A 12,293-nucleotide genomic window follows, 5' to 3' on the forward strand; every position below is an offset into this window, starting at 1 on the left:
TCGACAAGTGTTTCCCAAATCGATTCAATTTTCGATGGTTGGGTTGTTCACTGCTTTCACCTGTTTATCTGGGAGTGGGGATAATGTCCAATCTCAGCACCGCGCTCAAGCTGGCGCCGGCTGATTCGCAGTTGCCCGTTGACGTCTATTTCGATGAGGCGCTGCATCAACAAGAACTAGAACTGCTGTTCAGGAATGGTCCGGGCTACGTTGGCCACGAACTGATGGTCCCGGAGGCAGGCGACTACCACACGCTCAAGGCGGAGGACGAGGGCCGCATGCTGGTCCGCAACGCCGCCGGCATCGAGCTGATGTCGAACGTCTGCCGCCACCGCCAGGCCATCATGCTCAACGGCAAGGGCAATTCGAAGAACATCGTCTGCCCGCTGCACCGCTGGACCTACGACCTCAAGGGTGAACTGCTCGGCGCGCCGCATTTCGACCAGCAGCCGTGCCTGCACCTGAAGCGTTCGCCGCTGCAGAACTGGAACGGCCTGCTGTTCGACGGCAAGCGCGACGTGCGCGCCGACCTGGCGAAGCTGGGCGTGGCCGACGACCTGAACTTCGAAGGCTACATGCTCGACCACGTCGAGGTCCACGAGTGCAACTACAACTGGAAGACCTTCATCGAGGTCTATCTGGAGGACTACCACGTCGTGCCGTTCCACCCGGGACTCGGCAGTTTCGTCTCGTGCGACGACCTCAAGTGGGAGTTCGGCGAGTGGCACAGCGTGCAGACCGTGGGCCTGCATGCTGGCCTGAAGCGGCCGGGCAGCATGACGTACCAGAAATGGCACGACGAAGTCCTGCGCTTCAATAACGGCGTGCTGCCCAAGCACGGCGCCATCTGGCTCACGTACTACCCCAACATCATGGTGGAGTGGTACCCGAACGTGCTGGTGGTCTCCACGCTGCACCCGCTGGGCCCGCGCAAGACGCGCAACGTGGTCGAGTTCTACTACCCCGAGGAAATCACGCTGTTCGAGCGCGAGTTCGTCGAAGCCGAGCGCGCCGCGTACATGGAAACCTGCATCGAGGACGACGAGATCGCCGAACGCATGGATGCCGGCCGCCTGGCGCTGCACAAGCGTGGCACGAGCGAAGTCGGTCCGTACCAGTCGCCGATGGAAGACGGCATGCAGCACTTCCATGAGTGGTACCGGCGCGCCATGGCCTATCAGGGCTGAACCACGCAGAACAGCGGGCGATTACCGCACAACCCAGTCACGAACGGACCGCTCTGGCGGTCCGTTTTGCGTTGGCGGCGCCACTACGCACGCTACAATGGCTCTTCGGTCCGGCTGCAAGGCCTGGCCGCTCCGAATCGCGACGCAGGGCCACGGCACGATGAAGCCCCGCTCGCACCGCCATCTCGATCCGCCCTCCTCCCTCGCCATGCAATCGCTCTGGATGTTGTTTGCCGCCTTCTCGTTTTCGTTGATGGGGGTGGGCGTCAAGCTGGCATCCGAGTTCTATACGACGGGCGAAATCGTCTTCTACCGCAGCGTGATCGGCGTGGCGATCATGTGGGCGCTGATGGCGTCAACCGGCGTCTCGGTACGCACGCCGCACATGCTGACGCACATCAAGCGCAGCGTATTCGGTGTCACGGCGCTGCTGCTGTGGTTCACGTCGATCACGCTGCTGCCGCTCGCCACGGCCATGACGCTCAATTACATGTCGCCGGTGTGGATCGCGCTGATCCTTGGCGCCAGCGCCGCGCTGGCCGGCACGGCTGCCAATGCGGACAAGAAGCTGATCATCGCCATCCTGATGTCGTTTGCCGGCGTGCTGTTCCTGCTGCAGCCGTCGGTCGGCAAGGACCAGTTCACGGGCGGCCTGGTCGGCCTGATTTCGGGCATGTTCACGGCGCTGGCCTATGTCGAGGTCCGGCAACTCGGCCAGCTCGGCGAGCCCGAGCATCGCATCGTCTTCTATTTCTCGGCAGTCGGCATGGTGGTGGGCCTGGTCTGGATGCTGTACTCGGGCCCCACGGCGCACACCTGGCACGGCGCGGGACTGCTGGCCGCGATCGGCATCCTCGCCACGTTGGGCCAGACCGCCATGACGCGCGCCTACAAGCGTGGCAACACGCTGCTCACGGCCAACCTGCAATACGCGGGCATCGTGTTCTCCAGCATCTGGGGCATGCTGATCTGGTCAGACCGGCTCAACTGGATTTCCTGGCTCGGCATGGGGCTGATCATCGCCAGCGGCATCGCGACCACGCTTGCACGCGCCCGCCAGGACTCGGGCGAAGAGCCGACGCCCGACACGCCGGTCAAGTCGCCGGAGGCGGAAGTGCATCCGGAGGTGTAGCATTTTCCGGAACGCCGGGAGACCGGATACCGATTGCCACAGGACTCTCATGCCAAACCCGCTGATTTCCGTCGCCGCGCTGCAAGCCCTGCAAGCCGCGCCGGCACGCAATATTGTCGTTATCGATTGCAGCTTTGACCTGGCCAATCCGGCTGCGGGCCGCGAGGCCTACCACCAGGGCCACCTGCCGGGTGCGTTCTATCTGCACCTCGACAACGAACTGTCAGGACCGAAAACCGGCCGCAATGGCCGCCACCCGCTGCCGGATCCCGATGCCTTCGCGGCGCGCCTGCGCGCACTTGGCGTGAACCGCAACACCGAAGTCGTCGCCTACGACGCACAGGGCAGCATGTACGCTGCGCGCCTGTGGTGGATGCTGCGCTGGATCGGCCACGCCGCGGTGACGGTACTGGATGGCGGCAAGCCCGCCTGGGTGAAAGCCGGTCTGCCGCTGGAACATGGCGCCGCGCCGGAACCCGAAACGCCGGGCAACCTCGAGCGCGGCGAATCGCTGGTCGCGACCGTCGACGCGGCTGCCCTGCTCGAAAATTTGAATCATCCGACGCGGCTCGTGGTGGACGCCCGCGCAGCGGACCGCTTCCGCGGCGAGAACGAGACGCTCGATCCGGTCGGCGGGCACATCCCCGGCGCGGTCAACCGCTTCTTCAAGGACAACCTGACGCCGGAAGGCCAATTCAAGCCCGCGGCAGAATTGCGTGCTGAGCTTGGCGCCGTGATGGGTCAGACGGCACCGGCTCATGCCGTGATGCAGTGCGGCTCGGGTGTCACCGCCTGCCACAACCTGCTCGCGCTGGAAGTCGCGGGCCTGGAAGGTGCTGCGCTTTACCCGGGCTCGTGGAGCGAATGGTGCGCCGATCCGGCGCGCCCTGTCGCCACCGGACCGGCGGCCTGAAGACGGCTCGGCTGCTCAGTCAGCCGCTACAGCCGGTGCGGCGTGACGGTGTCCCTGTGCCTGGCGCTCATGGACGCCATTGGTGATGAAGACGATCGCCGTGATACCTGCAGCCACCAGCACCACCTGAATCGCCGATTCGCGCCAGCGCGGCTTGCGCTGCATTTGCGGCATCAAGTCGCTTACGGCGATGTAGAGGAAGCTGCTGGATGCAATCACCAGCACGTAAGGAATCCAGCCGCTCATCTGGTCCAGCAGGAAATACCCGACCAGACCGCCCGCGACGGCCGCCACGCTAGATAGCAGGTTGAACGCGAAGGCGCGCGCCTTCGAGAAGCCAGCGTTGAGCAGCACGATGAAATCGCCGACTTCCTGCGGAATCTCGTGCGCTGCGATGGCCAGCGCCGTGACGATGCCGATGTTCGGGTCGGCCAGAAAGGCCGCCGCGATCACGATGCCATCGGCAAAGTTGTGGAAGGTGTCGCCGACCAGGATGGTCAGGCCGCTGCGGCCTGCTTCCTCGCGGTCGTGGCCGTGGTGATGATGGTGCCCGTCGCCCTCGTGGTGGTGCGAGTGGCGCAGCAGCGAAATCTTTTCGAGCAGGAAGAAGCCCAGCAGCCCCGCCAGCAGCGTGCCGAACAAGGCACGCGGATCAGCGCCGGATTCGAACGCTTCCGGCAATGAGTGGAGCAAGGCTGTCGCCAGCAACACGCCGACCGAGAAGCTGACCATGCGCTCGACCACGCGCGAGGCCATTGTCAGCGACAGCAGCGCCGCGCCGAAAATGCTGCCCACGCCGGAAATCGTGGCGGCGAGCAGGATGTACAGAAGGGTCGAGTGGATGATGGGCTCCCGGGGCGGCGGTGCCGCATTCGCGGCTTGCCGGTTCCGCCCGGCGCTGTGCGGACGGCAAACGCAACAATGTTGCAACAACTGGAAGGCCGCATTGTACGTATTCCGGCGCGGACTTTGCAATCCTCGTCCGCGCAGCGCGTGTGGGAACCGTCAGGCGACGCCGTGCTGGCGGAGCCAGTCCAGGCACTTCTTCCAGCCGTCCTTGGCGTCCGCCTCGCGATAGCTCGGGCGGTAGTCGGCATGGAAAGCGTGGCCGGATTCGGGATAGACGACGAACTTTGACGCCTTCGCGTCCGGATCGGGAGAGGCCGACAGCGCCGCCTTCATCTTCTCGACCTGTTCTTGCGTGATGCCCGTGTCCTTGCCGCCATAGAGGCCGAGCACCGGCGCGTCCAGCTGATCAACCAGGTCCAGCGGATTCTTCGGCTTCAGCGGCGTCGGCGTGCCGGCGAGCTGCCCATACCAGGCCACGCCGGCCTTCAGCCGCTCATTGTGCGCGGCATACAGCCACGTGATGCGCCCGCCCCAGCAGAACCCCGTGATCGCCAGCTTCGACAGGTCGCCGCCATTGGCGCCGGCCCAGGCCACGGCCGCGTCGAGATCGCCCATGACCTGCGCGTCCGGCACCTTGGCGATGACGTTGGTCTGCAGTTCCTGGATGGTGCCGAAGCTCTGCGGGTCGCCCTGGCGAGCAAACAGCTCCGGCGCAATGGCGAGGTAGCCGAGCTTGGCAAAGCGGCGGCAAACATCGGCGATGTGCTCGTGCACGCCGAAGATCTCGCTGACCACCAGCACCACTGGCAGCTTCGTCTTGCCCTCGGGCTGCGCGCGGTAGGCCGGCATGCTGAAACCGCCCGAAGGAATCGTCACCTCGCCGGCGCTCAGGCCCGCAAAGTCAGTCTTGATCGCCTGCGCCATCACCGGCAGTGCCGCCGCCGCGAACGCGGAGCCGAGCGCCGTCTTGACGAAGCCGCGGCGATTGAACGTCTGCCCGGGTACCAGGCTTTCCACTTCGGGTTTCAGCATGCATGTCTCCAGGATCGTTGGGATCGGGCGTCCGCCGGGAAATCCTGGCGACGCCAACCCTCGATTCTAAGCAAACATGCTGCCACGTGCAGCGGCCGACACCCAGGCCGCTCAGTGAAGCTTCACGCGCGGGCTGGTCTTGCTGCGCAGCCAGTGCGTCACCGTGTCGAGCCCCATGCCGACCGCGCCATGCAGCGCCAGCACATGCATGCGGTAGAGCGAGGTGTACATGAAGCGCGCCATCAGCCCTTCGATGAACATCGAGCCGCCGATCAGCCCGCCCATCAGGCTGCCCACCGCGCTGAAATGGCCGAGCGACACCAGCGAGCCGAAGTCCTTGAACGCGAATTCCGGCAACGGCTTGCCGGCCAGGCGCGCGCGCAGCGCATCGAACAGGAACGTCGCCTGCTGATGCGCGGCTTGCGCGCGCGGCGGCACGGCCGTCTGCTTTTCGGGCCACGCGCAGCTCGCGCAATCGCCGAATGCGAAGATGTCCGGGTCGCCCTCGCTCTGCAGCGTGGGCCGCACCAGGATCTGGCCCTGCCGGCTGACCGGCAGGCCCAGCTTCGCCAGTACAGACGGCGCCGTGATGCCAGCCGCCCACACCGTCAGGTCGGCATCGATGCGCTTGCCGCTGGCGGTCAGCACGGCTTCAGTGGTCACCTCGGTTACGCGCTCGCTGGTGAAAACATCGACGTCAAGCTTGCGCAGCAGCTTGGCGGTTTCGGCCGAGACCCGTTCCGACAGCGCAGGCAGGATGCGCGGGCCGGCCTCGATCACATGGATGCGCACGTCGCGGCGCGGATCGAGGTTGTGCAGTCCGTAGGCATTGAGCACATGCGCGGTGTTGCGCAGCTCGGCCGACAATTCCACACCGGTCGCGCCTGCACCAATGATGGCCACGTCCACGCGCGGCCGCCCGTCTTCGCCGACACGCCCGCGCCCGTTCTGCGCGCGCACGCACGCTGCGATCAGACGGCGCCGGAAGCGCTCTGCCTGTGCGACCGTATCGAGTGCGATCGCATTTTCTGCCGCGCCCGGCACGCCGAAGAAATGCGTCACGCAGCCGATCGCCAGCACCAGCGTGTCATACGGAAGCTCGCGCGCCGGCAACAGTTCCGCACCGTCGGGATCCATGCACGGCGCGACCGAGATCGTCTTGCGTTCGCGGTCGATGCCGGTCAGTTCGCCCTGCTGGAACTCGAAGTGATGCCAGCGCGCCTGCGCCACGTATTCGAGCTGGTGCGTGTTGGGATCCATGCTGCCCGCGGCAACTTCATGCAGCAGCGGTTTCCAGATATGCGTGGGCAAGCGGTCCACGAGCACCACTTGCGCGGTGCCCTTCTTGCCGAGCTTGTCGCCCAGCCGTGTCACCAGTTCCAGTCCTCCTGCCCCGCCCCCTACAACGACGATGCGATGCGCCCTGCCGTTTGCTCCTGTGGTCATGGTCTACCCGATGCTTTTATTGCTGAGAAACGCTGGCCGTTAGGCATTTGCCCCCAGTTTGCTGCATCGCAGCAGCTGAAGCAAGACAGCAATCACCGATTCAGCAGTCGCTTCATTCCATACGCCAAGTATGTGAAAACAAAGGGTTCCGGGGCATGCAGATGAATACGGCCGGGTACTCCCGGCCGTATGTTCATATTGCACCTGGCGATGGTCAGTGGGCTTCTTCCCAGTTCGCGCCACTGCCGACTTCTGCAACCAGCGGAACACGCAATTGCGCTACCGAACACATCAACTCGGGCAACCTGGTCTTGACCACGTCCAGTTCGTCCTGCGGCACTTCGAGCACCAGTTCATCGTGCACCTGCATGATCTGGCGCGTCTGCAGCTTGTCGCGTTCGAGCCAGCCCTGCACGGCGATCATCGACAGCTTGATCAGGTCCGCCGCCGTGCCCTGCATCGGCGCGTTGATGGCCGCACGCTCGGCCGCCTGGCGGCGCGGGCCGCTGCCGCCGTTGATGTCCGGCAGCCACAGGCGCCGGCCGAACACGGTTTCGACATAGCCCTGCTCGCGCGCGGTCTGCCGCGTCTCTTCCATGTAGTGCGCGACGCCCGGGTAACGCATGAAGTAGCGGTCGATATAGTGCTTGGCCGCCTCGCGCTCGATGCCGAGGTTGCTCGCCAGGCCGAACGCGCTCATGCCATAGATCAGGCCGAAGTTGATGACCTTGGCGTAGCGGCGCTGCTCGCTGCTGACGGCCTCGCGTTCGACACCGAAGATCTCGGACGCGGTGGCGCGGTGGATATCCTCGCCATTCGCGAACGCGCGCAGCAGGTTCTCGTCGCCCGAGATGTGGGCCATGATGCGCAGCTCGATCTGCGAATAGTCGGCCGACACGATCACGCTGCCCGGCGACGCGATGAAGGCTTCGCGGATGCGCCGGCCTTCTTCCGTACGCACAGGGATGTTCTGCAGGTTCGGCTCGGTCGACGCGAGACGGCCCGTCACTGCAGTGGCCTGGCCGTAGCTGGTATGGACACGGCCCGTGTTCGGGTTGACCATCTTCGGCAGCTTGTCGGTGTAGGTCGACTTGAGCTTGGCGAGGCCGCGATAGTCGAGCAGCAGCTTCGGCAGCGGGTAATCCTCGGCCAGTTTCTGCAGCACCTCTTCGTCGGTCGACGGCGCACCGCTCGCGGTCTTCTTGACCACCGGCAGCTTCATCTGGTTGAACAGGATCTCGCCGATCTGCTTGGGCGAACCGAGATTGAACGGCTGGCCCGCGGCATCGTACGCGGCCTGTTCCAGCGACAGCATGCGCTGGCCCAGTTCGGCGCTCTGGGCAGCGAGACGTTCCGCATCGATCAACACGCCGTTGCGCTCGATCTTCTGCAGCACCACGGACACCGGGATCTCGATCTCCTCGTACACGCGGCGCAGGCCCGCCGCGGCGCTCACCTGCGGGAACATCTTGCGGTGCAGGCGCAGCGTGACGTCGGCATCCTCGGCCGCGTATTCCGTGGCGCGCGCGAGGTCGATCTGGTCGAAGCCGATCTGGCTCGCGCCCTTGCCGCAGACTTCTTCGTAGGTGATGGTCTTCAGGCTCAGCAGGCGCTCGGCCAGGCTGTCCATGCCGTGGTTGCGGTGCGAGGCCAGCACGTAGCTTTCCAGCATGGTGTCCTGCGCGATGCCGCGCATGGTCACGCCATGGTTGGCGAACACATGCATGTCGTACTTGATGTTCTGGCCGAGCTTGGGCTTGCTGTCATCCTCGAGCCAGGCACGCATGCGTGCGAGCACGGCATCGCGCGAAAGCTGGCCGTTGTTGTCCATGCCGGCGACGTCGGGGCCGCGGTGACCGACAGGGATGTAACACGCCTCGCCCGGCTCCACGGACAGCGAGATGCCTACCAGTTGCGCGAGCATCGGATCGAGCGACGTGGTCTCGGTGTCGATCGCCGTCAGCGGCGCGCTTTCGATACGCTGCATCCATGCTTCGAACGCGGCTTCGGTCGTCACCATCTCGTAGCGGATTTCGCTCGGCGCCGTGTCTTCAGCTGGCGCGGCGGCATCGGCATCCGGCGCAGACGATGTGGCGGCCGGCGCATCGAACAGTCCGCCTTGCGCGGGTGCAGCGGCAGCACGCGCCCGCGCCTGTGCACGCGCATCGGGAAGGCTCTCGCCGGTTGCCTCGCGCAGCCACGTCTTGAAGCCGTAGCGCGCGAAGAAGGCCACCAGCTTTTCCTTGTCCTCGCCGATTTCCCTGAGCGCGTGGAAATCCGCCACGGCCGCGCTGAGGTCGCAGTCGGTCTTGACGGTAACCAGTTCGCGCGCCTTGGGCAGCCAGTCCAGCGTATTGCGCAGGTTCTCGCCGACCACGCCCTTGATGCCCGCGGCGCCAGCCATGATGTTGTCGAGCGTGCCGTGTTCGGCCAGCCATTTCACAGCGGTCTTCGGCCCGACCTTGGGCACGCCAGGCACGTTGTCGACCGTATCGCCGATCAGCGACAGATAGTCGACGATGCGCTCGGGCGGCACGCCGAACTTCGCATTCACGCCGGCCGGATCGAGCACTTCGCCGCTCATGGTGTTGACCAGGGTGACCTGGTCATTGACGAGCTGCGCCAGATCCTTGTCGCCGGTGGACACCACCGTGCGCACACCCTGCTCGCCGGCCTGCCTGGCGAGCGTGCCGATTACGTCGTCGGCCTCCACGCCTTCGACCACGACAATCGGCCAGCCCAGCGCGCGCACCGCTTCGTGGATCGGCTCGATCTGGCGGGCCAGATCCTCGGGCATCGACGGGCGGTGTTCCTTGTACGCGGGATACATCTCATCCCGGAACGTCTTGCCCTTGGCGTCGAACACGCAGGCGCTATACTCTGCCGGGTAATCGTTGCGCAGCTTGCGCAGCATATTGATCATGCCGTAGATTGCCCCTGTGGGCAGACCCTCACCATTCCTCAGGTCCGGCAGCGCGTGATAAGCGCGATACAAATAGCTCGATCCATCGACGAGCAAGAGTGTTTTTGGACTATCCGACATTCCCATGGACTCTAAATTGACTGGTGCTGCAGCAGGCGGTGCTCCGACCGCCCCCCTTGCCGACCCGGATGTTTCCGATATCTCCGGCGATACCGTACAACCCCCGCCGGAAGCTGCTTCCGAACACGCGGCTGCCGTTGCGCGTGCGGCCGATGCCGCCGCTGCCGGCAATCCCGCGCAGCCGCCCGCTGATGGCCCGACCGGGTCGCGCGCGAATCCGCGCAAGATGATTCCCAGCCTGCGTGCGCTGGCCGACGAAGACCGCGCGACTGCTAAGAAGGCGCGCGCCTCGTGGCAAATGTTCACGATTATGGCAGAGTTCATCGAGGCCACCGAGTACCTGTCGGAGATCCGGCCGGCAGTCTCGATCTACGGCAGCGCTCGCCTGCGCGAGGATTCGCCGTACTACCAGCGCACCATCGAAATCGCTCGGCTGTTCTCGGATGCCGGCTTTGCCGTGATTTCGGGCGGCGGCCCCGGCATCATGGAAGCGGCCAACAAGGGCGCGCACGCCGGCAAGTCGGCCAGCGTCGGCCTCAATATCGAACTGCCGCACGAACAGCAGGGCAATCCGTACCAGGACATTGCCATGCGCTTCCGCCATTTCTTCACGCGCAAGGTCACCTTCGTCAAGAATTCCGACGCTTTCATCGTCATGCCCGGCGGTTTCGGCACGCTCGACGAACTGGCCGAGGTGCTGACGCTCGTGCAGACCGGCAAGTCGCGTTCGGTGCCCGTGGTGATGTTCGGCAGCCGTTTCTGGAAAGGCCTGCTCGACTGGTTCCGCTTCACGCTGCTGCCGATGGGCCTGATCGCCGAGCACGACCTCGACCTGATGAAGATCGTCGACGAACCGCATGAAGTGCTCGAAGCGGTCTACGAGTACTACGAGCGCCGCGGTGGCGACAAGCCGATCCCGCCCAAGGAAGAAATGTTTTACCTGTAAGACAACAGCGGGAAGCAGGGTGCGGTCGGGGCGGTTTGGCAGCCGCCCTGCCCGGTGTTGCCGGGGTGCCCCACGGGCCACGGCAGCGGCCCGTTCGCGGCAGGAATTGCTAGAATGGGAAGTATCCGCTTGCCAAGCCCGGCGCCACCGGGTAGCAGCCAACGCCGCATTCCGCCGCGCAGCATGCCATCTCCCCCGGCTGCGCCGCACAGGAGCCCCTGATGACCTCCCCCTCATTCCGGCCCGCCGAGCCTTCCGGCCCGGCGCCAGCAACCGCCAGGACACCGCGCCTGGCGCTGGCAGCCGCTGTGCTCGCCCTGGCCCTGCCCGGCCTGGCACTGGCGCAGCCCGCCGAGGAAAGCAACGCCCTGACCCAGCAGGAACTGAACCGCATCAACAACCAGCCGATCGCCCCGGCGGCCCAGACCCAGATCAACCAGCCGCGCCAGCCGAGCTTCCAGCTCAACGAACGCGACGGCACGCAGGTGCGCGAATACCGCGACAAGGGCCGGGCCACCGATATCCAAGTCAAGTCGGGGTTCGGCACCAAGTACCAGATGAGCAAACCGGAAGACAGCTCGCCCAAGATCCGCGAGCATGACGTCAATCGTGTGCCTTCCGTGAACCTGACGTTCTGATTCCGACTACCCACGGCCCGGCATGACACCGGGCCGCGCCGGTCCTCCGGCAGTCTTGCCGCGGCGGCGGCCACCCTTGTGCCGCCGCTTTCCGTTCCGCATCACACAACGAGTATGGCCGTATTCACCACGGTCTCGCACGACGAGATCGCCAGCTGGCTGCTTGACTACGACCTTGGCGAAGTCCGCGAACTGCGCGGCATCGCCTCCGGCATCGAGAACAGCAACTTCTTCCTGACGACCGAGCAGGATGGCCGCACGCACGAGTACGTGCTGACCATCTTCGAGCGCCTCACGTTCGATCAGCTGCCCTACTACCTGCACCTGATGGCGCACCTTGCCGCGCGCGGCATCACCGTGCCCGCGCCGATCCCGGCGCGCGACGGCGAGATCCTGCGCGCGCTCAAGGGCAAGCCCGCGACCATCGTGACGCGCCTGCCCGGCGCCTCGCAGCTTGCGCCGGACGTCGAGCACTGCGCGGAAGTGGGCGACATGCTCGCGCGCATGCACCTGGCCGGGCAGGACTACCCGCGCCAGCAGCCGAACCTGCGCAGCCTGCCCTGGTGGCAGCAGACCGAAGGCGAGATCGTGCCTTTCCTCGATGCGCAGCAGCGCACGCTGCTGCAGCAGGAGATCGCGCACCAGGCCGCCTTCTTCGGCAGCGCCGACTATGCGGCACTGCCGGGTGGCCCGTGCCACTGCGACCTGTTCCGCGACAACGCGCTGTTCGAAGAAGTCGGAGGCCACCATCGCCTGGGCGGCTTCTTCGATTTCTACTTCGCCGGCAACGACAAGTGGCTGTTCGACCTGGCCGTGACCGTCAACGACTGGTGCATCGACCTGGCCAGCGGCGAGCTGGACAACGCGCGGGCGCATGCGATGGTGCAGGCTTATCACGCGGCCAGGCCGCTCAGCGCGACGGAAGCCGCGCACTGGCCCGACATGCTGCGCGCGGGCGCGCTGCGCTTCTGGGTCTCGCGCCTGTGGGACTTCTACCTGCCGCGCGAAGCCGACATGCTCCAGCCGCACGACCCGACCCATTTCGAACGCATCCTGCGCCGGCGCCTTGCCATGACGGCCGACGCCGCCGCGCTTGCCTGGATCTAA

At 65.4% G+C, this 12,293-nt stretch carries 10 protein-coding genes; 6 read left to right on the forward strand and 4 right to left on the reverse strand.

The window, feature by feature from the left end; translation table 11 throughout:
* Window positions 1-83 precede the first annotated feature (83 nt).
* The 3 genes from KHO41_RS16475 (at window position 84) to KHO41_RS16485 (ending at window position 3,232) form a co-directional block, all read left to right on the forward strand.
* The gene (locus tag KHO41_RS16475; protein ID WP_211954349.1) at window positions 84-1,187 is read left to right on the forward strand and encodes an aromatic ring-hydroxylating oxygenase subunit alpha; all 1,104 of its coding nucleotides are present in this window, start codon (window positions 84-86) and stop codon (window positions 1,185-1,187) included.
* A 208-nt stretch (window positions 1,188-1,395) separates the two neighbouring features.
* The gene (locus KHO41_RS16480; protein WP_211954454.1) at window positions 1,396-2,319 is read left to right on the forward strand and encodes a DMT family transporter; all 924 of its coding nucleotides are present in this window, start codon (window positions 1,396-1,398) and stop codon (window positions 2,317-2,319) included.
* A 49-nt stretch (window positions 2,320-2,368) separates the two neighbouring features.
* Window positions 2,369-3,232 (forward strand): sulfurtransferase, encoded by an 864-nt coding sequence (locus KHO41_RS16485; RefSeq protein WP_211954350.1) that lies wholly within the window; start codon window positions 2,369-2,371, stop codon window positions 3,230-3,232.
* A 15-nt stretch (window positions 3,233-3,247) separates the two neighbouring features.
* Here the strand turns inward: KHO41_RS16485 and KHO41_RS16490 are convergent, their stop codons facing one another.
* The 4 genes from KHO41_RS16490 to polA all read right to left on the reverse strand — a co-directional run bounded on the left by KHO41_RS16490 (window position 3,248) and on the right by polA (window position 9,602).
* The gene (locus KHO41_RS16490; RefSeq protein ID WP_244873871.1) at window positions 3,248-4,060 is read right to left on the reverse strand and encodes a ZIP family metal transporter; all 813 of its coding nucleotides are present in this window, start codon (window positions 4,058-4,060) and stop codon (window positions 3,248-3,250) included.
* A 177-nt stretch (window positions 4,061-4,237) separates the two neighbouring features.
* A complete protein-coding gene (locus tag KHO41_RS16495) occupies window positions 4,238-5,113 on the reverse strand; it encodes a dienelactone hydrolase family protein (RefSeq protein ID WP_211954351.1) in 876 nt (291 codons plus the stop codon).
* Window positions 5,114-5,224: 111 nt separating this feature from the next.
* Complete coding sequence (locus KHO41_RS16500; RefSeq protein WP_211954352.1) at window positions 5,225-6,559, reverse strand: NAD(P)/FAD-dependent oxidoreductase; 1,335 nt, start codon at window positions 6,557-6,559, stop codon at window positions 5,225-5,227.
* A gap of 214 nt (window positions 6,560-6,773) precedes the next feature.
* Window positions 6,774-9,602: a DNA polymerase I gene (gene polA / locus KHO41_RS16505; protein WP_211954353.1), complete on the reverse strand. Its 2,829-nt coding sequence runs from the start codon at window positions 9,600-9,602 to the stop codon at window positions 6,774-6,776.
* A gap of 4 nt (window positions 9,603-9,606) precedes the next feature.
* Between polA and KHO41_RS16510 the strand changes: the two genes are divergently transcribed.
* From KHO41_RS16510 to KHO41_RS16520, 3 genes are all read left to right on the forward strand, one after another.
* Window positions 9,607-10,548, forward strand: a complete 942-nt coding sequence (locus KHO41_RS16510; protein WP_244873866.1) for an LOG family protein — start codon at window positions 9,607-9,609, stop codon at window positions 10,546-10,548.
* 221 nt (window positions 10,549-10,769) lie between these two features.
* Complete coding sequence (locus KHO41_RS16515; RefSeq protein ID WP_211954354.1) at window positions 10,770-11,186, forward strand: hypothetical protein; 417 nt, start codon at window positions 10,770-10,772, stop codon at window positions 11,184-11,186.
* 114 nt (window positions 11,187-11,300) lie between these two features.
* Window positions 11,301-12,293, forward strand: a complete 993-nt coding sequence (locus KHO41_RS16520) for a homoserine kinase (protein WP_211954355.1) — start codon at window positions 11,301-11,303, stop codon at window positions 12,291-12,293.

This window comes from Cupriavidus numazuensis (genome assembly GCF_905397435.1).
GTDB classification, from domain to species: domain Bacteria; phylum Pseudomonadota; class Gammaproteobacteria; order Burkholderiales; family Burkholderiaceae; genus Cupriavidus; species Cupriavidus numazuensis.